The 22,047-nt window shown below is 71.3% G+C and carries 24 protein-coding genes; 11 read left to right on the forward strand and 13 right to left on the reverse strand.

Features of this window, described 5'->3' with window-relative positions; all coding sequences use genetic code 11:
* Positions 1-15: 15 nt before the first annotated feature.
* From BS75_RS19770 to BS75_RS19795, 6 genes are all read right to left on the reverse strand, one after another.
* Complete coding sequence (locus BS75_RS19770; RefSeq protein ID WP_034089198.1) at positions 16-582, reverse strand: TetR/AcrR family transcriptional regulator; 567 nt, start codon at positions 580-582, stop codon at positions 16-18.
* Positions 583-633: 51 nt separating this feature from the next.
* Positions 634-1,392: an anti-sigma factor gene (locus tag BS75_RS19775; RefSeq protein ID WP_034089199.1), complete on the reverse strand. Its 759-nt coding sequence runs from the start codon at positions 1,390-1,392 to the stop codon at positions 634-636.
* Positions 1,389-1,976 (reverse strand): ECF RNA polymerase sigma factor SigK, encoded by a 588-nt coding sequence (gene sigK, locus BS75_RS19780; protein ID WP_042440632.1) that lies wholly within the window; start codon positions 1,974-1,976, stop codon positions 1,389-1,391. The genes BS75_RS19775 and sigK overlap by 4 nt, the downstream gene beginning before the upstream one ends.
* 98 nt (positions 1,977-2,074) lie before the next feature.
* Positions 2,075-2,401 carry a hypothetical protein gene (locus BS75_RS19785; RefSeq protein WP_152646296.1) on the reverse strand — a complete coding sequence of 109 codons (327 nt, stop codon included), beginning with the start codon at positions 2,399-2,401 and terminating at the stop codon, positions 2,075-2,077.
* Between the two features lie 118 nt (positions 2,402-2,519).
* Positions 2,520-4,346 (reverse strand): vWA domain-containing protein, encoded by a 1,827-nt coding sequence (locus tag BS75_RS19790; protein ID WP_034089201.1) that lies wholly within the window; start codon positions 4,344-4,346, stop codon positions 2,520-2,522.
* Entirely contained in the window at positions 4,343-5,407 is a 1,065-nt protein-coding gene (locus BS75_RS19795; RefSeq protein WP_034089202.1) for an AAA family ATPase, read from the reverse strand. The genes BS75_RS19790 and BS75_RS19795 overlap by 4 nt, the downstream gene beginning before the upstream one ends.
* A 196-nt stretch (positions 5,408-5,603) precedes the next feature.
* Here BS75_RS19795 and BS75_RS19800 point away from each other — a divergent pair, with 196 nt between their 5' ends.
* Entirely contained in the window at positions 5,604-6,947 is a 1,344-nt protein-coding gene (locus tag BS75_RS19800) for an LCP family protein (RefSeq protein WP_034089203.1), read from the forward strand.
* 83 nt (positions 6,948-7,030) lie between these two features.
* Here the strand turns inward: BS75_RS19800 and BS75_RS19805 are convergent, their stop codons facing one another.
* A complete protein-coding gene (locus BS75_RS19805) occupies positions 7,031-8,131 on the reverse strand; it encodes a hypothetical protein (protein WP_034089204.1) in 1,101 nt (366 codons plus the stop codon).
* A 184-nt stretch (positions 8,132-8,315) separates the two neighbouring features.
* Positions 8,316-8,855 carry a hypothetical protein gene (locus BS75_RS19810; RefSeq protein WP_152646382.1) on the reverse strand — a complete coding sequence of 180 codons (540 nt, stop codon included), beginning with the start codon at positions 8,853-8,855 and terminating at the stop codon, positions 8,316-8,318.
* Positions 8,856-9,047: 192 nt separating this feature from the next.
* On the opposite strand from BS75_RS19810, the gene BS75_RS19815 reads away from it, so the two are divergent.
* A complete protein-coding gene (locus BS75_RS19815; protein ID WP_034089206.1) occupies positions 9,048-9,350 on the forward strand; it encodes a helix-turn-helix domain-containing protein in 303 nt (100 codons plus the stop codon).
* 155 nt (positions 9,351-9,505) lie between these two features.
* On the forward strand, positions 9,506-9,700 hold the full coding sequence (locus BS75_RS19820) for a DUF1059 domain-containing protein (protein ID WP_034093389.1): 195 nt from the start codon (positions 9,506-9,508) through the stop codon (positions 9,698-9,700).
* Between the two features lie 23 nt (positions 9,701-9,723).
* Here the strand turns inward: BS75_RS19820 and BS75_RS19825 are convergent, their stop codons facing one another.
* Positions 9,724-10,506 carry an AraC family transcriptional regulator gene (locus BS75_RS19825; RefSeq protein WP_034089207.1) on the reverse strand — a complete coding sequence of 261 codons (783 nt, stop codon included), beginning with the start codon at positions 10,504-10,506 and terminating at the stop codon, positions 9,724-9,726.
* A 72-nt stretch (positions 10,507-10,578) separates the two neighbouring features.
* Here BS75_RS19825 and BS75_RS19830 point away from each other — a divergent pair, with 72 nt between their 5' ends.
* Positions 10,579-11,961, forward strand: a complete 1,383-nt coding sequence (locus BS75_RS19830; RefSeq protein WP_063771633.1) for an MFS transporter — start codon at positions 10,579-10,581, stop codon at positions 11,959-11,961.
* A 1,345-nt stretch (positions 11,962-13,306) separates the two neighbouring features.
* On the opposite strand, the gene BS75_RS19840 is transcribed toward BS75_RS19830, so the two are convergent.
* Positions 13,307-14,134: a DUF3592 domain-containing protein gene (locus BS75_RS19840; protein ID WP_156164271.1), complete on the reverse strand. Its 828-nt coding sequence runs from the start codon at positions 14,132-14,134 to the stop codon at positions 13,307-13,309.
* A gap of 318 nt (positions 14,135-14,452) precedes the next feature.
* On the opposite strand from BS75_RS19840, the gene BS75_RS19845 reads away from it, so the two are divergent.
* The 3 genes from BS75_RS19845 (at position 14,453) to BS75_RS19855 (ending at position 16,100) form a co-directional block, all read left to right on the forward strand.
* Positions 14,453-15,034 (forward strand): hypothetical protein, encoded by a 582-nt coding sequence (locus BS75_RS19845; RefSeq protein ID WP_152646384.1) that lies wholly within the window; start codon positions 14,453-14,455, stop codon positions 15,032-15,034.
* A 475-nt stretch (positions 15,035-15,509) separates the two neighbouring features.
* A complete protein-coding gene (locus BS75_RS19850) occupies positions 15,510-15,728 on the forward strand; it encodes a hypothetical protein (protein ID WP_034089211.1) in 219 nt (72 codons plus the stop codon).
* 39 nt (positions 15,729-15,767) lie between these two features.
* Positions 15,768-16,100: a hypothetical protein gene (locus BS75_RS19855; protein WP_034089212.1), complete on the forward strand. Its 333-nt coding sequence runs from the start codon at positions 15,768-15,770 to the stop codon at positions 16,098-16,100.
* Positions 16,101-16,235: 135 nt separating this feature from the next.
* On the opposite strand, the gene BS75_RS19860 is transcribed toward BS75_RS19855, so the two are convergent.
* Positions 16,236-16,613, reverse strand: a complete 378-nt coding sequence (locus BS75_RS19860; protein WP_152646385.1) for a hypothetical protein — start codon at positions 16,611-16,613, stop codon at positions 16,236-16,238.
* A 248-nt stretch (positions 16,614-16,861) separates the two neighbouring features.
* Between BS75_RS19860 and BS75_RS48365 the strand changes: the two genes are divergently transcribed.
* The 3 genes from BS75_RS48365 (at position 16,862) to BS75_RS45615 (ending at position 18,805) form a co-directional block, all read left to right on the forward strand.
* On the forward strand, positions 16,862-17,152 hold the full coding sequence (locus BS75_RS48365) for a helix-turn-helix domain-containing protein (RefSeq protein ID WP_034089214.1): 291 nt from the start codon (positions 16,862-16,864) through the stop codon (positions 17,150-17,152).
* 33 nt (positions 17,153-17,185) lie between these two features.
* Positions 17,186-17,716: a hypothetical protein gene (locus tag BS75_RS19870; RefSeq protein ID WP_152646386.1), complete on the forward strand. Its 531-nt coding sequence runs from the start codon at positions 17,186-17,188 to the stop codon at positions 17,714-17,716.
* Between the two features lie 81 nt (positions 17,717-17,797).
* A complete protein-coding gene (locus tag BS75_RS45615) occupies positions 17,798-18,805 on the forward strand; it encodes a tyrosine-type recombinase/integrase (RefSeq protein ID WP_034089216.1) in 1,008 nt (335 codons plus the stop codon).
* 53 nt (positions 18,806-18,858) lie between these two features.
* Here BS75_RS45615 and BS75_RS19880 read toward each other — a convergent pair whose 3' ends face one another.
* Together BS75_RS19880 and BS75_RS19885 are read right to left on the reverse strand one after the other, a co-directional pair.
* Positions 18,859-19,338 carry a PH domain-containing protein gene (locus BS75_RS19880; protein WP_034089217.1) on the reverse strand — a complete coding sequence of 160 codons (480 nt, stop codon included), beginning with the start codon at positions 19,336-19,338 and terminating at the stop codon, positions 18,859-18,861.
* 179 nt (positions 19,339-19,517) lie between these two features.
* Entirely contained in the window at positions 19,518-20,438 is a 921-nt protein-coding gene (locus BS75_RS19885; RefSeq protein ID WP_034089218.1) for a hypothetical protein, read from the reverse strand.
* Between the two features lie 208 nt (positions 20,439-20,646).
* On the opposite strand from BS75_RS19885, the gene BS75_RS19890 reads away from it, so the two are divergent.
* A complete protein-coding gene (locus BS75_RS19890; protein ID WP_034088031.1) occupies positions 20,647-21,891 on the forward strand; it encodes an IS4 family transposase in 1,245 nt (414 codons plus the stop codon).
* The last annotated feature ends 156 nt before the right edge of the window (positions 21,892-22,047 follow it).

Here is a 22,047-nt window from a genome sequence, read left to right on the forward strand (position 1 = left end):
GGACGATGACTCGGGTCAGGCGACGGCGCGGGCGGCGAGGAGGGCGATGGCGCCCTCGGCCGCCTGCTCGAAGGGCTCGGTCGAGTCGGCCGCCCGGGCCAGGACGTAGCCGCCCTGGAGCACGGCGACGACCGTGGCGGCGGTGGCGGCGGGGTCGAGCGCGGGGTCGAGCTCGCCCTTCGCCTGCCCCTCCGCGAGCACCTCGGTCAGCCGGCCGCGCAGGTGCTCGAAGGTCTCGGCGACCGGTCGGCGCAGCTCGGGGTCGGCCACGACCTCGGGGTCCTGGGTGAGCCGGCCGATGGGACAGCCCTTCAGCACGTCCCGCTCCCGGCGCAGGTAGGCCGCGACCCGCTCGACCGCCGTCCCCGGGAGCGAGAACTGCTCCTCGGCCAGGGCCGTCCGCCGGTCCGCGCTGCGGCGGATCGCGGCCAGCGCCAACTCGGGCTTGCCGGAGAAATGGTGGTACATGCTGCCCTGGCCGGCTCCGGCCCGCTGCTGAATGGCCTTGGGGCTGGTGCCGACGTAACCGCGCTCCCAGAGGAGCTCCCGGGTGCTCTCGATCAGACGCTCCGACGTACTCATGGAAAAACTGTACCTACTAGTATGTACAGTCCGCAAACGCGCCGCGCGGGCCTAGAGCGCGGTAAGCAGGATCGGCGCGGAGGTCGGCCTCGGCGAACCGCTGGCCGGCTCCACCGTCACCCCCACGCCGGCGGCGCCGTGCGCCGAACCGGCCAGCAGCTGCGCCCCGCTCGGCGCGCCCGAGCCGACCAGCCCGGCCGGGACCATCACCCCGCCCTTGCTGAACCAGAGTTCGTAGACCTTCGAGCCCGGCAGCGGCGGCAGGTCGTGGTAGACGAAGGCGGCCTGTCCCAGCAGCTGCGAGGCCACCACCGTGCTGCTGCCGCCACCGGCCAGTGGAGCGGAGTGGAAGGTCGCGTCCGGCGCCGCCAGCAGCGCGCTCAGCGAGGCCGCCTGCTGCTGGGCCGCCACCGTCCGCGCGTGCTGCTCGGAGACCTGGTGCTCCGCGTCGACCGCCACGCCGACCGCCGCCATCGCCACCACCAGGCAGGCGGCGAGCGCCAGTTGCGGCAGCCGGTGCCGCCAGGACCGCCAGCGGGACGGGCGGCCGGAGCCGCTGCCGGCGTCCGGTACCAGCGGCGGGAGCTGCCGCACCTCGGTTATGGCGGCCATCACCCGGGACCGGAACTCCGCACCGGGGGTCTCGGCGGCGGCGATGCCCAGCCTGGCCGCCGTCTCCCGCAACTCCCTGACCTCCTGGGTGCAGGCTTCGCAGACCTCCAGGTGCCGGACGAACTCCTCCGACTCACGGGCGGAGAGCGCGTGCAGCGCATAGGCACCGGTGAGCGTGTGCAGATCGGCAATGGTCACGAGGCCACCCCCAAGCAGTCGCGGAGCCGGATCAGTCCGTCCCGGAGTCGAGTCTTCACCGTGCCGAGGGCCGCGCCGAGCAGGTCGGCGGTCTCCTGGTACGTACAGCCCCGGTAGTAGGCGAGCAGCACCGACTCCCGCTGGAGCTCGGTCAGTGCGCCGAGGCAGCGGCGCACCTGCTCGCGTTCCAGCCGGCGCTCCACCTCCTCGCTGACCTCGTCGAAGGCCGGGGTGTGGTCGCGGGCCGCGACCCGCTGCTCGCGGTCGGTGGACGCCTGCGCGGAACGGACCCGGTCCACGGCCCGGCGATGCGCCAGCGTCATGATCCAGGACATGGCGCTGCCCTTGGCCGGGTCGAAGCGGGCGGCGCAGCGCCAGACCTCGATCAGGACCTCCTGGGCCACCTCCTCGGACTGCGCGGGATCCCGCAGCAGTCGCCTGACCAGCCCCAGCACCGGTCCGGCGACCGCCGAGTAGACGGTCTCGAAGGCCCGCTGGTCACCCCGGGAGACGCGGTCGAGCAGGGATTCCAGCGCGCCCGCGCCAGGGGGCACGGGCTGGTCGCCGGGTGCTACCGCGTGCATGGACACCTCCGGAGGATGGCTGCTCGACCATCATTCGTCACCGGTGCCCGTTCGGATTGGTGTTCGTCGGCGCGGCGTGGCGCGCGGGCGCCGACGGTTCAGCCGGCGGCGCGGCGCGCGGGCCCGGCGACCAGGTGCACCCACTCGCGGTCGCGCTCTCCGGGGATCATGCGGCCGGCCGCACGCCAGTCGGCCACCAGCGCGGCGTACAGCGGTTCGCCGCGTCCCGGGGCGCCGGTGGACGGCCGCCGCAGCGGGACCGGACGGACGAGGGACGAGTGGGCCGGCGCCGGGTGCGGCGCGGAAGCGGGCGGCGGCACCGCTGCGGCGGAGGAGCCGGTCTCCGCCGACGGGCCCGACGGCGCCGCGACGAACCGTTCCTGCGCGGGCAGCACGGTCACCGCGGTCCACCGGGAAGAGGTCACGCCCGCCCAACAGCCGGACGGCCGCAGGCGTCACGCGCGCTACGCCAACCCGGGCGTCCTGGGGTGCGCGGACACCTGGCGCGCCCCCGGGCGGCCGGGGCGGCCGGGGCGGCCCCGCTCAGCGCAGTTCGAAGACCGGGCCGCGCGGGGTGAACGGCAGCACCCCGCCGGCGGGCACCAGATAGGCGTGCTCGCGCCCCGGCACCCGCAGCACGTCGCAGTAGGTGTCGGTGATGATCAGCAGCGGCGCGGCGGCGGGGAAGTCCTCCGCCCGCCGGAGCAGGTCCACCCCCGGCTGCAGCACGGTGCCGCCGCGCCCGTGCACCCGCACCCGGCCGGCGATCTCCTCGACCGCCAGATAGCCGGCGTCGTGGGCGGCGGCGTCGCACATCACCACCCGCGCGGCCGGGACGTCGCGCGCGGCCGCGTAGGAGGCGATCGCGCCCAGCGCCTTGCCCAGCAGCGTCCGGTCCATCGAGCCCGAGGTGTCGAGCAGCACCCCGAAGGTGCAGCGGGCGACCTCCTCCGGCGGGAAGTACCGTCCGGCGCGCGGGATCCCGGGGGTGGAGGCCTGCCGCCGGGAGGGGCGGGCGTAGGAGCGCAGCGGCTCGGGACGGGGGACGAACTCGTCGAACCAGCGGGCCAGCCGGGCGTCCCAGGGCAGCGGCGGGTGCGCGAGCGCGCGGATCTCCTCGACCAGTCCGGCCGGCAGCAGCCCCCGGTCGCGGAGGTGCAGGTCGAAGCCCTGCTGGAGGCCGCGCCGGTAGAACTCGTCCAGGTCGACGAAGCCGCCGCGCGGCAGCGGCTGCAGCGGCTCGCCGAGGATGTCGCCGAGCCCCTTGCCGCGGAGCGTGGCCAGTCGGCGGATCCGCCGCTGGTCGCGCACGATCCGGTCGTAGACCTCCTCGGCGGACAGGCCGCGCAGCGCGGGGTCGTGCAGCAGGCCCTCGGGCATCTCGCCGACGCCCATCTCCAGCAGCCAGCCGTTGATGACGTAGTCGGCGGCCACATTGAAGAGGAAGTGGTCGCGCGCCCCGGCGCGTCCGCCGTGGCGCAGCGCGGCGTGCAGCATCTCGTGGGCCAGGATGAAGCGCCACTCCTCGTCGCTGTGGTGGCGCAGCGGGTTGACGTAGATCTCCCCTGCCTCGGCGTTGACCGCCGCGACCGAGATGCCGTGGGCGCGGGTCAGTTCGGCGTCGGCCACCAGCGTCATCCCGGCGGCGATGCCGCCGAGCAGCGGGTACGAGGAGACGAACCAGCTGAGCGCCCGCTCCCAGGGACGCTGCGGCTTCCGCTCACCGGTGAGCTCCTCGCGTCGGCCGCCGGCCACGTCCATGGCGGCGGACATGGTGCGGGTCAGCGCATGGGCGAAGGCGACGGTCCAGTCCTCCGGGGGCCGGCCGAACTGCGTCCAGGGCCGCAGCACCTGGTCGGAGTGCCTGCCCGCCACCCCGGCGGCGGCGTGGTCGGCGGGGATTCCGTCCCGGCGCCAGCGGGCGGCCAACTGCTCCTCGTCGTCGCCCGGGTAGCTCGCGGGCAGGGTGATCGGCGCGCGGCCGACCGCGAAGGTGGCGAGGAACCGGTTGACCACGGTGCAGCGGGCGGCCTGCTCGCACGGCTCGGGCTGGACCCGCGGCCCCCTGGCAGCCGGCAGGTGGCCGAAGCCCAGGTGCAGCGCGCAGTGGGCGAGCACCCAGGCCCACTCCTCGGGCTCCGCCCGACGGCTCCGGTTGGCGTGGACGGTGCCGTTGGAACTGACCGACGCCCAGCCGTCGGCGGGCCGGTGCTCGCACTCCTGGCCGGTGCAGACCGAGAAGGGGACGGCGGCGAGCGCGGGGTTGCGCTTCAGCAGCGCGATCCCGGCGGCGAAGGCGGCGGCGGCCGCGTTCTCGGGGGTCGCTGCCCCGGCCGCCTTCGCGCCCTTCGCCGGCCGGCCGCCGCTCACCGGCGGGCCTCGACCAGCCGGGGCAGGTCGCGCGCGGCCTCGATCAGGAACCAGGAGGGCAGCACCGGGTTGCCGTCCTCGGCATCCGCGATCACGGTCTGCGCGACCTCGACCGAGATCTCGGCGAGCTGCACCAGCAGCGACTTCGCCCGGTAGGCGGTCTGCCGGACGCCGGCCGAGGCGTGCTCCTTGCTCGCGGGCAGCTCCTTGACCAGTCGGCCGCGGAAGGCGTCGGCGAGGTAGTAGAGCAGGTCGCGGTCCTCGATCCGGTTCGGCCAGGAGGCGTCCCCCTTGAGGATCGCCTCCAGCCCGAAGGAGTGCCGGACGATCTTCGCGTAGCCGCAGAAGGACACCGCGTGCGCCGGGGTGAGCATCGCGTACGCAAGCACCTTCAGCGTCTCCTCCTCCAGCGTCGGGCCGAAGGAGTGCAGCGCGTCGGAGAGCATGTGCCAGGCGCGCGGGGTCGAGAACGGCTCCTCCGACTTCGGCGGGGCGGACCACAGGTGGTCCGGCCGCTCGGCCAGGTAGTCGGTGATCCAGCGGTGGATGCCGTTCCCCGCCGCCCAGACCAGCCAGTCGGCCGAGCTGGCCCGCAGATGGATGTGAGCGAGCCGGTTGACCAGCGCGGACGCCATCGGCCTGGCCAGCGCGCCGTCGGTGGCCCGGTTGCCCGCGCCGATGACGATGCTGCCGGGCGGCAGCTCGTAGCTGCCGATCCGGCGGTCCAGGATCAGCGAGTAGAAGGCCTTCTGGACGTCGGGCGTGGCGGCGTTCAGCTCGTCGAGGAAGAGGCAGTAGGGCTCGTCCCGGGCGATGGTCTCCGGCGGGCAGAAGCGCGAGCGGCCCTCCGGAGTGATCTGCGGGACCCCGATCAGGTCCTCGGGGGCGAGCTGGGTCCCGATCAGGCTCACGCACTCCAGGCCGAGGGAGTCGGCGAACTGCCGCACCAGCGAGGACTTGCCGATGCCGGGCGCACCCCAGAGGAAGACGGGACGGACCGTCGCCAGGCCGAGCAGCAGCTCGGGCACCTGGACGGGCGACACGGTAACGGCTCCCTGCACGAGGGCGGACTCCTTCGAACGGTCGGGGCGGGCGGCAGCCCCAGTGTCCGGGGCGGGATGTCCCGGCGCATCCCAATTTCGGCCCGGCCGACGCCCCCACCGGCGTTTGTACGCAGTCGGTAACGAATCCATCAGATTTGCCACAGAACTGCCCCGTGCGCACGTCCGGGCCGGTCGACCGGACACACTGAGGGACATGAACCAGTGGCCCGAAGACCGGACCGGGGACGGCAGGCAGTACGACGGAGCTCGCCCGACGCCGCAGTACCGGCGTCCCCCCGGCGGCTCCGCCCAGGCAATGAGCGGCCAGTCGGCCGGCGGCCGAGCACCGCAGCAGGGCCCGGCGGCCGAACCGCCGCTGCCGCCGGAGCTCTCGCCGCGCCAGAGCGCGCCCCGGCGCGGCGGCGGCCGGCAGGCCGGCCCCGGCCAGGGCGGACCGGGGCCGGGCGGACCGGGCCGGACCGGCAGCCCCGCCGGCTCGGGCTCGTCCGGACGCTCCTGGAAGTTCCGCCGGCCGCGGAGCTGGAAGCGGCTGATCGGCTGGACCGCGCTCACTGTGGTCGTGCTGCTGATCGCCACCTCGATCGGAACCTACTTCTGGGCCGACAACAAGCTCCACCGCACGGTCAACCTGACCGCGCTGCCGGCCCAGCCGCCGCTCGGCAAGGGCACCAACTACCTGATCGCCGGCTCGGACAACCGGGGCAACCTGACCGCGGCGCAGCAGAAGGCGCTGCACACCGGCAGTGACGACGAGGGCCAGTACGGCAACAGCGACTCGATGATGATCCTGCACATCGGCGCGAACGGGGACACGCTGCTCAGCCTCCCCCGCGACAGCTATGTGACGATCCCGGCGTTCACCGGCGCCTCGGGCACCAAGTACCCGGCCAGCACCCACAAGCTGAACACCGCCTTCTCCTGGGGCGGCGGCGCGCTGCTGGCGCAGACGGTCGAGTACAACACCGGTATCCACATCGACCACTACGCGGAGATCGGCTTCGGCGGCTTCGTCAACCTGGTCGACGCCCTCGGCGGCGTCCAGATGTGCCTGGACAAGCCGATCGTGGACCCGGCCTCCGGTGCGAACTTCAAGGCCGGCTGCCAGACCTTCAACGGCGCGCAGTCGCTGGCCTTCGTCCGGGAGCGGCACCAGGAGGCCCAGCAGGACCTCACCCGGATGGCGAACCAGCAGAAGTTCCTCGCCGCCGTGGCCCACCAGGCGGCCACCCCGTCGACCGTGCTCAACCCGTTCAAGCTGTACCCGGTGCTGAGCGCGGGCATCGACACCCTGAGCGTCGACACCCAGATGAGCCCCTACGACCTGGCCCAGATGTTCCTCGGCATGAAGGACATCACCAGCGGCAGCGGCCACTCGCTGACCGTCCCGATCGCCAACGCCAACTACTACACCCCCACCGACGGCGACGCCCTGCTCTGGAACATGAGTCAGGCCAAGACGCTCTTCGGCGAGCTGCAGAACGACCAGCCGATCACCGTCACCGGCACCGACGCCGGCTCGGACGTCGCCGGCAACTGACCGTCCGCCCGCACGGAAGTGCCCCGGCCCGATCGGGCCGGGGGCACTTCCGTGCTCAGCACACCGGGGTCAGCACACCGGGATCAGGCCAGCGGGGCGTCGGCCGGCAGGACGGTGACGGTGAAGGTCGTGGTGATCACCAGCGAACCCTTGCCGCGGCCGTTGGTCACCGTGCTGGTCGCCTGGTAGACGCCGGGCTTGGTGCCCTGGGCGACCTCGAAGCCGAGGATCTCCTCCTCCACGGCGGTGCGGATCGGCGCGACCTCGGGGGCGTGCAGCGCCCGGTCGGCCTGGGCGCCCCCCTGGAACACGGAGTCGATCTCCTGCGCGTTGACCAGCGTCTGCTGGTCCACCCCGTTCGGCTGGGTGACGCTGCACCCGTTCTGCTGGCCGAAGCTGCCGAAGTTCCCGTAGCAGCCGAGCAGTCGGCCGATGGCCGGGATGTGGGTGCTGTGGTTGAGCGCACCGACGTTGAGGGTGGGGCTGACGAAGTGGTAGACCGGGTCGCCGAACCAGTTGACCGTGTCCTTCATCGGGTTCATGTCCCCCGCCCGCTGCCCGTCCCCGGCACCGGGCTCGGGCAGCCGCACCACCAGGTTCTGCACCGCGGCGATGGCCCGGGGCGAGCTGGCCGCGTCGGCCGGGGCCACCGCGCAGGAGCCGTTCGCGGCCTCGACCGCGTCCTGGCCGGCCTGGTGCGCCGCCTGGGCGTCGGGCAGCGCGGGCGCGCAGGGCTGCAGCACGATCCCCCAGATCCGCTGCACCGAGCCGGCGCCGGTGCCCAGTACCAGCTTGCCGTCATCGGTCTGGCCGATGGCGGCGTTGTTCTGGGCCCAGACCGGGATGGTCACCGCGCGGGCCGTGTTCTTGGCCAGGCCGTGCACCGTGCAGGAGACCGCTCCGGCCCGGTGCGCACACTCCCGGGGCAGGTTGCCGACGGCGAACCCGGACGGCGCGCGGTAGCTGAAGGTCAGCGCGCCGATGTCGTGCCCCGTGCCGTTGCTCAGCACCACCCGCTGCTGCGCCGCTCCGCCCGGCGCGGCCATGGGCTGGTCGGTGAGGATGCGCAGCCCGGCCTCGGGCCCCTGGACCGGACCGGACGGCAGGGGTCCGGCACCGGCGGGAGCCGCCACTGCGAGCAGCAGGGCGCCGGCCAGGGGGACGACGGTGGGAGAGAGACGCACGGGGACCTCCGGGGAAGGGATTGATCTTCACCCGGACAACTCCGCCCCTGGCCACGGGGTGACGGCCCGCGCCGCGAATACCCCCGCTCGGCCGAGCCCCGCCCTTCCCGGACAGGCTCCGTGCGGGTTCTCCACAGCTGTGGAGAACCCTGTGGACAAGTGTTCGATTACCGGCCCGCCCTCGTCACTTCGCCAGGCTGATCACGGCCTCGGAGTTGTTGCTGTTGCCGGTCTGCGTGACCGTCACTGTTCCGTGGACGCCCTGGTAGGCGCCCGTGCCACCGGTCACCGTGAAGACAGTGGTGGGACTGTTGCTCGCGAAGTCCTGGACGGAGTGGTCCGCGAAGAACATCGAGTCGCCGATCGCCACCTCGGCGGAGCAGAGCGCCGTCGCCGGAGCCGCAGTGACGAGGCAGAACAGATGGTCCGTGGCGGTGGGCGTCGCAGCGTGGTCGGCCTGCGTCCCGAGGTAGTCGTTGTCCGCGCTCACCACCCAGTCACCGACCGCCGGTGCGGTGTTGGGGTTGCTGACGACCTGACCGTTCGCGGTGTACAGCTGCGACTCGGTCGAGACGCTGTAGAAGTGGAAGGCCATCGGCACCGCAGGCGTCTGCGCAGGCGCCTGCGGTGGACTGGCCGGGACGGCGGCAGCGGCGAGACCGGTGCCGAACAGCAGCACCCCCGAGGCGCATGCCGCGGCTGCAAATCGTAGGTACCTTCTCATCGGATTCTCCCTGACTCGCAGGTGAATCCCCCGATCCGTCCCATTCTCCCACCGGTCTCCGGGCCGGGCACGGAGCGGAGCACCCCGTCGCCGACGCCGCGTCAGCGCACCGCCGGCCGCCGACACCGGTCACCAATACGCCTGTGGGCAGGCACGGTGAGTGATGATCAGCTCATCGAAACGGAGGACGCCATGGAGTCGACGCCCACAGTGGGAACACCCGCCGGCCCGCTCTCGGAGCTGGGTTCGATGCTGGCCGAGGCCAGGATGCGCTGCGGCTGGCGCGGCCGCGAGGCGGCCCGGCTGCTCGGCATCTCCCGCAGCCAGCTGGTCGGCCTGGAGGCCGGCCTCCGCAGCCCCGACCCCACCCTCGCCGAGCGCCTCGCCGAAGGTCTGGCGCTGACCCCGCACGAGTCCTCCCTGCTGCTCGCCGCCGCCACCGCGAACGGGGCCGCGGCCGAGGCAGCCGCCACAGCGGCGCGGCCCCGCGCCTGAAAGCGCTCGACGCCGCTCCGACGACGTTCCCAGGCAGCGTTCGGCCCCGGCGGAGGGACAATGGTGCGGAAGACACCTCCGCGCCACCGTCCCCGTCAACCCGGCCGGGAACCGGCCCGCCGAGGACCGTGGCGCCGCTGGGCCGGGAGGCCATCATGCGCAAAGTCTCCGACTGCCGCGACCACGCCACCGCGACCGGCTGCACCCTCACCATCTCGGGCGAGGAGGACGCCGTCGTCCGGGCCGCCGCCGAGCACGCCGTGTCGGCGCACGACCAGAAGGACACCCTGGAACTGCGGCAGCGGATCCGCGAATCACTGAAGATCGAACAGGTCCCGCTGCACGCCTGAGCAGCGCGAGCCCCCGGCGCGACCTACGCGGGGACCGGGTCGAAGTACGCGCTCGGGGCGGTGCCCAGGGTGCGGCGGAACATCGCGGTGAACGCACTCGGGGTGGCGTAGCCGAGCCGTGTGGCGACCGAGGTGACCGGCACCGCCGCCGCGAGCAGCGTCACCGCGTGGACGAGCCGGCACTGCTGGACCCAGGCCGCGAGGGTCATCCCGGTGGCGGCCGGGAGCCTGCGTTGGAGGCTGCGCGGACTCAGGTGGGCGTGGGCGGCGGCGGCCGAGGTCGTCCAGTGGGCGCCCGGCTCGGCGTGGATCGCCGCGCAGAGTGCCGCGAGCACCGGGTCGGCCGGGGTCGGCAGGTGCAGGGCCGGGACCGGGTGCGGCGTTAGCTCGTGCAGCAGCAGCTCCACCAGCGTGGCGTCACGGCCGACCGGTTCGTACTCCAGCGGGAGGCGGGTGGCCGCCTCGACCAGTTCGCGCAGCAGCGGGGAGACCGAGACGACGGTCGGGCCGCCCCGCAGGCCCGGCGCGGCCGACGGCTCGACGTACAGGGTCCGCATCCGCACCGCGCCGATGCAGTCCATCGCATGGGTGGCCCCGGCGGGGATCCACACCGCCCGGGTCGCCGGGACCACCCACGTGCCCTGCTCGGTGACGACGGCGATGGCCCCGGTGGTGCCGTAGATCAACTGTGCGCGGCGGTGGCGGTGGGCGGGGATCCGGTGGCCGTCGGGCAGGTCCCGCGCCATCGCCGCCAGCGGTCGCGGGACGTCCTGGTAGTCGTCCCGCTGCTCGCTCTTCCCGTACATTGGCGCGCTCTCGATAGTCCGTGTCGTCCACTCGAAAGCATGCCAGGCCCGGGGTGCCTAACGTCGAATCACGTGACCAGAACCGAACGCACCCGCCGTACCGCCGCGCTGCTGGCCGTGACCAGCGCGGTCACCGCCGCCAACGTCTACCTGAACCAGCCGCTGCTCACCGTCGCCGCCCGCTCCCTGCACACCGCGCCCGACCTGCTGGGCGCGGTGCCGACCGCCACCCAGCTGGGCTACGCGGGAGGCATCGCGCTGCTGGTCCCGGCCGGCGACGGCCGCCACCGGCGACGGTTGATCCTGATCCTCTGCGCCGGCTCGGTCCTGGCGCTGGCCGCCTGCGCGCTCGCCCCCACCGCCGCCTGGCTGATCGCCGCGAGCTTCGCCCTCGGGCTGCTCTCGCCGGTCCCGCAGCTGGTCGCGCCGCTCGCGGTGGCCCTGTCCGACGGCAGGCGCGGGCGCGCGGTGGGAACGGTCCAGGCCGGACTGCTGCTCGGGGTCCTCGCCGCCCGCACCTACTCCGGAGCGCTGGCGCAGCTCTGCGGCTGGCGCGGCGTGTACGCGACCTCGGCCGTGCTCACCCTGCTGCTGACCCTGGTCCTGACCCGCGCCCTGCCGGCCACCGGCCCTTCGGCCGCCCTACCCGCCGCCACGGCCCGCTACCGGGACACCCTCGCCTCCCTCCCGCAGCTGTTCGCCACCCACCCGCAGGTACGGCGGGTGACCCTGTCCGGGGCACTGGTCGGGGTCTCCTTCGGCGCCTTCTGGACTGCCCTGACGTTCCTGCTCCAGCAGCACTACCACTACGACTCCGCGACAGTGGGGCTGTTCGGGATCGTCGCCGCTGCGGGCGCACTCGTCTCCCCCGGTGTCGGCAGGCTCACCGACCGCCTCGGCGGTCGCGGCGCGACGGCGGCGCTGATCGCCGTCGTACTGGTCGGCTGGGCGCTGCTGCTGCCCGGCGACGGCCGGCTCGGCCTGCTGATCGCGGGCGTGATCGTCCTGGACGTCGGCACCTGGGGCAACCAAGTCACGTGCCAGACCAGCCTGTTCGCCTTCGACCAGGCCGCCCACAGCCGGCTGAACGCGCTCTACTTCACCCTGCGCTTCCTCGGTATCGCCATCGGCTCCCTGGCCGGCTCGCTGGCCTGGAGCCACGGCGGCTGGCCGGCCGTGGCCGCCGTGGGCGCCACCGCCGCGACAGCCGGTCTGCTCACCGTCCTGCTCCCGGTCCGGGGCAGCGGTTCGCACGTCCGCCCGGGCGATGCGGCGTCAGTCGCTCACGGCGCCGTCGGAACAGCGTCCGGCTCCGACGTGCTCGCCAGCAGGAGCCGCAGTCTGTCGAGTCCTTCGGTCGAAGTGAGCGCATCGGTCACGGCTGCGTTGACGTCGACGGAGGTTCCGTCCGGGGCGGTCAGGTCTTCGGGGTGCAGCACATCGAGGTACGCGTAGCCACGCGAGCGCAGCGCGAAGCTGAGCGCGGCAGCACCCGCCACCCCCGGCCGCAGCGGCTCCTCGGGCGTGCCTTCGACGCCGACCCCGGCTCCCGACTGCCCGTCCTGCTTGACGAGTTCTTCGGCCAGGGAGGACCTGCCCGGACCTGCCAGCAGCTCCATGACATCGACGGCCGTCGCCGAACGCCCCAGGACCGCAGCGGCGGCCTTGGTGATCGGATCGAACAGGGCGGGAGGGCCGAACACCTGCTCCGGGTCGATCTCCTCCCACGCCAGGCCCTTCACCGTCCTGTTGTTGCCCCCGAGCCTGGACTTGCCGAGGGCGCAGGCGAGCGAGCGCTCGGCCTTGGGGTCGATCGCCGAGAGGAACGGACGCGCACCGAGGTCGCTCAGCAACCCGCTGTCCGGGTCGAAGGCCTCGGCCAGGTCGGGGTGGTCGCCCCTGCTCCGGACCGTGGCCGAGGAGACCAGGGACCGGCGGTCCTCGGGCAGGAAGTACGTGCTGTCACTGCTCGGGCGCCAACCCGAGTACAGCCCGGCGGGAATGCGCCGACTCCTCTCGACGAGGTGGTCGAAGGCCGAGGCGTACTGGGCGAAGGAGATCACCGCCAGGTCCTGCATGAGCAGCGCCCTGGCCGCGAGCTCCCGCGAGCCGGCGCTCCTGACTGCGGCCTTGTCGGCACGGGACTCCAGGTCGCCGGCGAACCCGGCGGTGTACTCGACGAACTTGGCGGCACGCACCAGGAACCCGCCTTGCTTGCCTGCGGCAAGGGCCTCGGGCGCGCCCGAGACCCTGCGCCGGCCGGCGGCGACGGCGACGGCGGGACCGGGGTGGGGCTCCGCCGTCGCCGCCAACTCGTGCGCGATCACCGTGCGCAGCTCGTCGCCGGACAGGGCCAGCAACAGCGGCAGGCCCACCTCCAGCACCACCCGACGACGCGGAAAGGAGTGCACGGTGACCTTCACCACCGGGTGGCTGTGGATGCCCACGGTGGTGGGCGCGCGCACACCGCACTTCTTGGCCGCCGCGGCAGCGATCCCGACCAATTGCGGGCAGTACTTCGACGCTCGGGGGCGGGCCGCACCAGCGCGGCCCAGTCCCCAGGCGAACAAATACAACGCGGCGGTTCCGGAAAGCATGAAGACCAGCGAGGCGGAACTCCAGTGGGCCCGCTGCTCGCCCAACGCAATACGCAGGACGCCAAGCAGGACTACGGCGGCGAGGCAGCCGATCATCCTGATGTTCCAGAGACTGAGTCGCGCCTTCACAAGATCGAAACGGGACAGGCCGCCCGCAGGCCGGGATATCTGCACGCCGCCTGTCTACACCACGTCTCCGCTGGTCAGAACGCCGGGTCGGCGGTAGGCCGCAGAACTCGACCCGCTTCGATCCATTTCTCACTCCGGGCGAAATATCCCGACCTGCACCTCGGGCACACGGAACGGCGCATGACCCTCTGCGTGAACCAACTTCCGGGGAACCGGAGTTGTCCTTCGACTCCGGGACATGGCTCCGATTTTCCCGCCATCGGCACCGGCACGACAGAACAGGGCAATTCGATCCGCCTGAAAGTCGGCTCACGCCGGTCGGCGCGTTTGCCCGTTGCGGGATTCCACTCTCCGCAGAGCAGGCACAGCAGCGTGAGCCGGGGGCCGCCCAGCCCGAGGCCGGCCAGGAACAGCAGGGTCAGCACCGTACGAAGGGTGCCCCGGCCCGCTTCGACGAGGACCGCTCGCACCGGGTTGGCGGGAAGGTAGCGCAGTTGCACCCGAGCGCCCATGGGCCGTCGAAGGTCGGCTTCGGTGTCGAGCCGGTACGCGCGCCCGTCGGCCGCGCGGAAACCCACGATGGCGTGCTGCAGACCCGCTCGGCCCTGGTCCCCCGGTAGCACGTAGGTGGCCAGCACTCTGCCCTCGACCGGCAGCCCTTCGTCGAACGTCTCCCCGATGAGCAACCAGCGGCTGCAGGTCCGCACCGCGAGTGCGACGGCGGCCGAGACGACGAGGAGCCCGGCAGATCCCGGGCGGCACTTCAACGCCGGGCACTCCAACATCGTCGGATCGGGCGACGAGGGCGCCGCCGTGCCCAGCCTGGGTGCGGTCGCCCCGGCGGCCGGTTGGGCGGCTCGGATCCAGACCAGGTTCGACGAGGTCACGCTGGTCTCGCACACCGGAGACGCCGGCTTCCCCGAGCGCCTGCCGTTCAGCTGGTCCGCGATCGTTCGGTACTCCGACAACTCGACCGCCGAATACCGAGGCCGGGACTCGGACTACCTCGTGCGCCTGTCCGACAACGGCTACGAAGCGTCGTGCACCCACGGCCCCCCAGGGGCACTGCGAGGTGGAGCACAACGGACCCACCCCTGTGGTGACCATGGGGTAGATGCAACCGAAGGTCGACCGGCGCCGAACGGTTCGCGATCCGGGTGTGGTCGGTGTGCTCTCCACTACGATGCCGCTCCTGTGATCAACACCGTCTTGGGGGCATCTTGCTGTCACGTATCCGCCGCACCGCTGTTCTGGCCACAGCGGCCGGACTCCTCGCGCTGGTGCCGGGGGCTTCCACCGCAGCCGCGGCGAGCAGCTCGCGGTCGCAGGCCCCCGCGATCACCCTCTCGGTCGGCGCGCACGGAGTGCCCCGTTCACTGAAGCAGGGCCAGACCATCGCCATGGTGGTGTGGTACCGCCAGAACTCCGGACTTCCCATGCTGGCCGACGACTTCGCTGTCTCGATGTGGAACTCCGCCGCACCTGGCAACAAGCCGAACAAGGGGGTCACGGTCTCCTGGCAGAGCCCGGTGACCGGCGCGTGGCAGAAGCCGACGTCGGTGGACGACAACGGCACGTGGAACTGGTACCCGCCCCTGGGGGGCCGTCAGGTGGTGGTCCCCTCCAATTACTGGGCGCACATCAATGTCCGCATCACCTTCAGCGGCTCCGCCTACAAGGGCAGGTGGTACATCAATCCGGAGCCTGCCTGCGCCTATGCCTTGATCGCCAAGGACGGCTCGCAGATCGCCCCGCCCATTCACGTCTCCTGGCCGCTGTACACCTTCACGCTCAATCGCTGACCCTCCGCGCACCCGGCCGCCACCACCTCGGGCGGCCGGACCGGCATCGTCCCGCGGCACGTCAACGGGAACGGGAACGGCAGGCGGGGCGGGCATCACAGCCGTTCTGGTGTGGTGCAGCAGTCGGGGGTCCTGCTCGACCTCGGCCAGGACCCCCGGGGTTAGCTTACGGGGACGGGCGTGGTCGAGTCGACGCCTTCGGTGGCCGGCTCGGCGGTCTCGACCGCCCTCGCCAGGGCCCTGGCTGCCGACTGCGAGCGGGGCTCGAACCCGGTCCGTGCCCGCTAGGCTGCCCTCCCAATGATCGACGCCCAGGGCGGAACCTTGAGAACACGCATACACCGCAGTACCGTTCTGGCCACTGCGGCCACGCTCATGGCACTGCTCCCATTGGCCAGCGCCAGCGCTGGACCCGCTCACCAACCGCTGGCGGCCGAGCAACTGGGGATACGACCACGGCGCCTACCAGTCCCTCATGCTGCCGGAAAGCCCCCACCTCGAATACGGCTCGGGCTACTGGGCACACATCGACGTTCGGATCACCTTCAGCTCCACCGTTGCCTTGGGAACATGGCATATCCAACCGGATGCCCCTGAGGGCTATACGTTGCTGACTCCTCAGGGGCATGGTGTGTTCGGTTTCCTGGCGTTCAGCAAGCAGCCAACCGACTTCGCGGTGAGTGTCCGCCACTGAGCGGCTGCGCTACAAGTGCCTCCACATCCAGTCGGCGCCATGGCAGCGCCCCGTCGACCCGCACGCCCCGCCCGTCCAGCCGCCGCGAAGCCCCAGGCCGCGCCGACTGCTGCACCGCGCCCGGCGACGGACGAGGAGTTCCAGCGCCTGCTGGCCACCATCGCCGAGAACACGGCCCGCTACCAGCACGTCATCACCGAGGCCGGGCCGGAGCAGCTCGTGAAGCCGCTGCACGAGATGAGCAACACCGAGTTCCGGGCCCACGCCGCCGAGACGTGGAACCAGGTCGCCGCAGCGCACGAGTCGCCGGCGCGGGTCCGGCGCCCGCCGATGACGACCAGCGACTACATCGCGGGCGGCGCCGCCCGCTGACTCCAAATCTCCGGCCGGCAGCCCCCATTCTCCCAGGTCTCGGGGTCGCCGACCGGACCGGCGCCCGACCCGAACGTCGCCAGGCCGGGCACCCCACCACCAGCACGAGTAGCAGAAACGGAGCGGCTCGTGATGTCACATCCGATGGGCGACCGGCAGGCGCTGGCCGGGGAGACACGAGAGCTTGGCAATGACTTGGAGCTGCCGGGGTGTGTAGTGGATCAGCACGGTGGCGTTGGTGGTCATGGAGGTGGCTGTCATGTCTGTCGACGGTCCGGAGACCGTTCCGGTCCAGGGGCCGAACGTCAAGCCGTCGGCCTTGAGGACAGTTTCAACCTGCGGCGCCGGATTCGTGTGCTTAAGGTCGGTGGCCGCGTAGAGGTACGTCTGCACGACGTAGTCGCGCACCTGTCCCGCTGGGCAGGGGAGCGGGGTCGTTCCGCCCACTGTGGCCTGGTAGCCCGTGTTTTGAAGGACAGGTACCGCCTCGACGGCCCCCTTGACCAGCTTCACGAACTGCGGGAGAAGGACGTCCGCGACGCCTGGGGCGGCCGTGCTGGCCGTTGGGGCCAAGGCGCTGTGCGTCGCGGATGGATCGTGGGTCGCCGGTGCGCCGCTGCAGCCGGCGAGTACAGCGAACGCGGCTATGCACACCAGCGACGCGGAGCGAGCAGACACAGGATTCTCCCAGGAAAGATCGACAAGCGGCACAGCGTAGCGACACAGCCGCTGCTTGGTGGCATGAAAGCAAGGAGCATCGAATGGAGCAGCACACGACAGTGAGGCAGCGGCGGACGATGCCGGCCGAGGTCGGCCGGATGCCGGCCGAGGCGAGGATACGGACCGGGCTTCGGGGGAACGAGGCCGCGCGTCTGCTGGGGATCTCGGCCGGCTACCTCGTCGATCTGCAGACCGGCCGCCGCTGCCCGTCGGTGACGATCGCCGAGCGGCTCGCCGAGGTCCTCGCCCTGGAGCCGGAGGAGCGCGAGCAGCTGCTCGCCGCAGCAGTCGACGACACCGGGCGCGACAACCCGCTTCGCAAGTCCGCGTAAAGCACTCGCTGTTGCCACGGTCGGCAAGGCAGGATGACCGGGTTCCGCGCACGGGCGGGCATGAGTGAGGAGCGCGGCAAGTCGATGGCGATGACGTTGGTGTTCGGGACCCTGCAGGGCTTGGCGCAAGCGGAGCGGTTCTCCGAGGAGCACTTCGGGACCTCGGGAGGGCTTCGGGTGGCGCGGCGAGCGAAGATCAAGGACTCCGCCAGAGGTACCAGCGGCAGGCTCTACCCCCGCTATCTGGCCGGAGAGCTGGAGCCGAAGGTCTTCGACGGCCATGCCGTCGCCATCGACTATCGCTCCGAGTACGACGGTGAGGACGTGGATCTCGACCTCGCGCGCGACGGCCTGGTCGACTCCTTCGGGGTCGGGGAATACCTGGGTTACTACGCGCTCGGGGCGCGGGTTGCCGTCCGATGGCTGCAGGAGCCGGGCAACCTGGAGAGGCATTACATCGAGGTGTGGGCGGATCTCAATGAGCACGAGTTTCCGATGGTGACCAACCCGAGCCCGCGCCAGGAGAGGCACGTGCAGCTTCCGAACTGGCGGCCCGGAACCTGACGCTCCGGACCTTCGCCTAGGCGAACCCCCTGACCATCGATAAGCCAACTTATCGCTGGTCAGAACGACTATCCTGAAAGGATGGCATCAGCGTTAGTTCCCGTCGCTGAACCCGCCGACTATGTACCGGCCAACCCCGACACGGTCCTGTCCGAAGGCACCCGGGAGCGTCTGGAGCGCTCGGTGCCGGCGAACACGAAACGTGCCTACGGACGGCAGTGGAGCCAGTTCACCGACTGGTGCGACGAGACCGGGCGCTCACCGCTCCCGGCGACACCGCAGACCCTCGCCGAGTACGTCTCCCATCTCGCCGACCTCGACCGGGCGCCGTCCACGATCGAGCAGGCAACCGCCGCGATCCGCACCGCCCACCGGGTAGCCGGACACCGCGGCCAGCCCGAGACGGATGGCGCCCTGGCCGTCCTCAAGGTCCACCGCCGGGACCGAGCCGAGGCCGGTAAGCGCAAGCGCAAGGCGCCTCCAGTCACTCTGACGCCGCTGCGCGCAATGATCGACGCCACGGACCCGGAGGCACTGGCCGGGAAGCGCAACCGGGCGCTACTCGTCCTCGGCTTCGCCCTGATGGCGCGCCGCTCCGAGCTGGCGGCTCTGCGTGTCGGCGACGTCCGGTTCACCGACGACGGGCTGACGGTCCTGATCCGCAGCAGCAAGACCGATCAGGACGCCATCGGCGCCAAGGTCAACATCCCCGTCGGTGTCCACCCCGCCACCGACCCCATCCGCGTCGTCCGGGCCTGGCTGGACGCCCTCGCCCAGCGGCAGGTGACGACAGGTCCGCTGCTGCGCAGGATCAACCGGTGGGGCCATCTACAGGAAGGCGGCATGTCCGGCGCTGCCGTCAACGAAGCCGTGCAGCGGCTCGCCGCCGCCGCGGGCCTGGACGGCGCCGAGGACTTCACCGCGCACGGCCTGCGCGCCGGCGGACCGACCGAGGCTGCGAAGGCCGGGCACCCGACGAGCTTCATCGCCGAGCACGGCCGCTGGTCCAAGAGCAGCCCGCAGGTTCTGGAGTACATCCGGCCGGTCGAGAAGTGGCGGGACAACCCGATGCGGGGCATCGGGCTCTGAAGGGCCCTTGGGCGGACCTGAGCCGCGTCAGGACGCGGCTCCCCTGGCGCGGGTCACCTGTCATCGGTGACGCGGGCCCAGTATGCGTGCACGGTCTCCAAGTTCTGGTCGAACTTCTTGCTGCCGAACGGGCCCGCGGTGAACCCGGGGATGCTGACCGGACGCCCCTTCATCCGGATGATGCGGGCAGTAAACCTGGACCCGCCTCGGCCGATACGTTCTTTCTCCTCAATCCCGGCGACCTGGTCCCAGGGGATCGAGCGGCGTGTGACCAGGGTACGGAGTTCGATACGGTCTTCCGTGAGCAGCGTCTCCGCGAAGGCAACATCGACCACAGAGAACGTGCAGGCCAACCAGAATGCGGCGTAGCCGCCGATCCAAAACCACCGATCCGTTGCCGACGGTCCGTGTGGTTGCGATGGGACCATGTAGGTGTACACGGCGCCGGCCACGACCAGCAGGGTGACGAACAGCAGCCACCCGTAGCTCTGCCACCGTCTGCGGTCGAAGGGAACGATCCGTGTCTCTTCCACCGGGTGATCGTAGGGCGACCTCTTGGCGGGAGGTAGCCGTCCGCGTCACCAGTCGGCCCGGGACCGGGCCCGCCGCAAGGAGGAGACGAAGCGCACCCGGGCACAGAAGGTACTCGGGAGCATCGGATGAGCTCGGCGTGTGGAGACGCTCGCCCATTGCGCCGGTCCAAGGTGGGCCGTCATCCTCCGCTGCTCGCCTGCCATAGATCCAATATCACGTTGTCCAATGCCTTGGTCCGCTGCCGATACTTCTTCGCTGCAGGCTCCGGGTCACGGCCGCAGCGTACGGCCCATAGCCGGTCCAATGCCGTGATGGCATCCAACTCAAGCAAGGCAGCAGCGCCGAGTTCGAACCGGTTGGGGGCGATGGCGGGGGTGCCGTCCTCGGCTTCGCCGACCATGGCGCCGGCCAGCGCCCACGGCCTGCTGTGCGAGATGCTCGACAGCGAGTTGTAGTAGGCAGGCCGGTTGGGAAGGAGACGCTTGGCCATGTCGGTCAGGGCAGGCCGGATCGTCTCGCGGTCACCAGCCTTGGACTCCACGACATCCTTCGTCACGGTGAAGCCACAGTCGCGCAGGCGCTGTGCGAAGTGGTCGCAATCGGATTCCAGGCTGGCCAGGAATCCGGCCCGGCCCATGGCGGATCCTGCCGGGAATTCCTTTGCGGCTCTGGCGCGATCCTTGTGGTCGTTGAGGATGGTCACCCCGTACCGAAGGAGCCGCCGCTCAATGCTGAGCTCGGGTTCCATCAGGTAATTGGCCAGGGCAGCAGCCTCACAGGCGGCGCGGGACAAGAGGGATGCCGCGTAGAGGGGGATCCGTGAGCCTTCGAGCAGGGTGATGGTGCTGAGGATGTAGTCGCGAGCGCCAGCGGCCGTGTATCCGGCAACACTGTTCCCGGCGCGCCATAGGAAGCGGCGCGCCTTGGCTCGGTCGTCGCTACCGCGGTTGATGGCCGTCTGCTCGGTCTTCTGCGGGCTGGTGGCCCCGGGCTTCTGCCCGTAGTCGTCGGCGTTGGCGTCGAACTCCGCGATGGAGTCGTCGAGGACCTTGCGGGAGAGAGTAATGATGCGGGAGGAGGCGATGGCATCGGTGGTCATGCGAGGGACTGTAAAGACTCTGTGGCGCCATCTGCCATGGGTTTCCGTGCGGGTCGTCCAGGATGCAGGTCCTTCTGGCGCTGGGGTCCTGCTCGACCTCGGCCAGGACCCAATGCCGCGAAGCTTAAGTTGATCAAGGAGTGGTTCGCCGGGGAGCTGCCCGGTGCGCTGCTCAACGTCCCGTCAGTCGTGCGGCTAGGGTTGCCGCATGGTTCAGGGGTCCGTCGAATCGGATGGTCCGGTCGCGCGACCGGACCAGGTGTCGTTGGGAGTCTTGGTTGCGGCGGTGCCGCGATTCAAGGTCGATGAGGCCGCAGCGGTGTGCGGGGTGGCCGAGCAGCGTCGAGGGGGCAAACTCCCTCCGCACGTGACCGCCTATCTGACGATGGCGCTGTGCCTGTTCTCTGACGACGCGGCCGAGGAGGTCGCGCAGAAGGTCACCGGATCGCTGTCGCAGTTCGGCGTGTGGGACGCCGCGTGGGAACCGCCGACGTCGTCGGGGATCACCCAGGCGCGCAAGCGGCTGGGCCGGGATGTGCTGCGCGAGACGTTCTACCGGGTGGCAGAGCCGGTGGCCACCAGTGAGACCCGGGGCGCGTGGCTGCGCGGATGGCGCCTGATGGCCATCGACGGTTTCGACCTCGACCTTCCCGACTCGGCCGAGAACGCAGCCGAGTTCGGTTACGCCGGCAACGACCAGTCCCGCTCCGCGTTCCCCAAGGCCCGGGTGGTGGCCGTCGTCGAGTGTGGTTCGCACGCCTTCGTCGACGCCGAGGTCGGCCCGTGGAACCGCAGCGAGAAGGCGATGGCGGCGTCGCTACTGCCCTCGATCTCCACTGACTGGCTGCTGCTGGCCGATCGGGGCTTCTACAGCTTCGCCGCGTTCAGCGCCGCTGCCCAGACCGGGGCGGCGCTGTGCTGGCGGGCACCGACGCAGCTGTCGCTGCCGGTCCTGAAGGTCCTGTCCGATGGTACGTATCTGTCGGCCCTGGTTGATCCGCGCCTGCGCGGCCGGCAGCGGGAGGAACTGCTGCAGGAGGCGAAATCCGGTGCGAAGCCGGACCCGGCCGCCGCCCACGTGGTGCGGATCGTGGAGTACGACGTCCCCGACCGCGACGGCGGGGAGCTGATCTGTCTGATCACTACGGTCACCGAGCCGGAGGACGCGACCGCCGCTGAACTGGCGGCTGCCTATCACCAGCGGTGGGAGGAGGAAGCCGCGAACGGCCAGCTGAAGACGGTTCTGCGCGGCCCTGGGAAGGTACTTCGGTCCAAGAGCCCGGACCTGGTCCACCAGGAGATCTGGGCCTACCTGCTGGTCCACTACGCGATCAACTCCCTGATCTGCCAAGCCGCGACCGGTGCCGACATCGACCCGGACCGGATCAGCTTCCTCAGGACCCTCAACATCGTCCGCCGCACCGCCACCGGGACGGCGGCCTTTCCCCCCTGAACGCTGGGAAGCGGTCAAGGCGGATGTTCTCGCCACGCTTGCCGCGCGCCGAAACTGCAACCCAGCGCGCCGCCACCGCTCCTACCCACGTGTGGTCAAGCGCGCCCGCCACAACTCCTACCGGGTGAAGAGGACTTCGGATGCAGGCACCCGACA

The sequence above is a fragment of the Streptacidiphilus albus JL83 genome, from assembly GCF_000744705.1.
GTDB classification, from domain to species: domain Bacteria; phylum Actinomycetota; class Actinomycetes; order Streptomycetales; family Streptomycetaceae; genus Streptacidiphilus; species Streptacidiphilus albus.

Bases quoted from the DNA above. Each gene is read 5' to 3' on its own strand.
- BS75_RS45615 (WP_034089216.1), top strand. From the start codon at position 17,798: ATGGCATCAGCGTTAGTTCCCGTCGCTGAACCCGCCGACTATGTACCG.
- BS75_RS19890 (WP_034088031.1), top strand. From the start codon at position 20,647: ATGGTTCAGGGGTCCGTCGAATCGGATGGTCCGGTCGCGCGACCGGAC.
- BS75_RS19800 (WP_034089203.1), top strand. From the start codon at position 5,604: ATGAACCAGTGGCCCGAAGACCGGACCGGGGACGGCAGGCAGTACGAC.
- BS75_RS19815 (WP_034089206.1), top strand. From the start codon at position 9,048: ATGGAGTCGACGCCCACAGTGGGAACACCCGCCGGCCCGCTCTCGGAG.
- BS75_RS19770 (WP_034089198.1), bottom strand. From the start codon at position 582: ATGAGTACGTCGGAGCGTCTGATCGAGAGCACCCGGGAGCTCCTCTGG.
- BS75_RS48365 (WP_034089214.1), top strand. From the start codon at position 16,862: ATGGAGCAGCACACGACAGTGAGGCAGCGGCGGACGATGCCGGCCGAG.
- BS75_RS19850 (WP_034089211.1), top strand. From the start codon at position 15,510: ATGCTGCCGGAAAGCCCCCACCTCGAATACGGCTCGGGCTACTGGGCA.
- BS75_RS19855 (WP_034089212.1), top strand. From the start codon at position 15,768: ATGGCAGCGCCCCGTCGACCCGCACGCCCCGCCCGTCCAGCCGCCGCG.
- sigK (WP_042440632.1), bottom strand. From the start codon at position 1,976: ATGCACGCGGTAGCACCCGGCGACCAGCCCGTGCCCCCTGGCGCGGGC.
- BS75_RS19820 (WP_034093389.1), top strand. From the start codon at position 9,506: ATGCGCAAAGTCTCCGACTGCCGCGACCACGCCACCGCGACCGGCTGC.
- BS75_RS19825 (WP_034089207.1), bottom strand. From the start codon at position 10,506: ATGTACGGGAAGAGCGAGCAGCGGGACGACTACCAGGACGTCCCGCGA.
- BS75_RS19870 (WP_152646386.1), top strand. From the start codon at position 17,186: ATGACCGGGTTCCGCGCACGGGCGGGCATGAGTGAGGAGCGCGGCAAG.
- BS75_RS19885 (WP_034089218.1), bottom strand. From the start codon at position 20,438: ATGACCACCGATGCCATCGCCTCCTCCCGCATCATTACTCTCTCCCGC.
- BS75_RS19810 (WP_152646382.1), bottom strand. From the start codon at position 8,855: ATGAGAAGGTACCTACGATTTGCAGCCGCGGCATGCGCCTCGGGGGTG.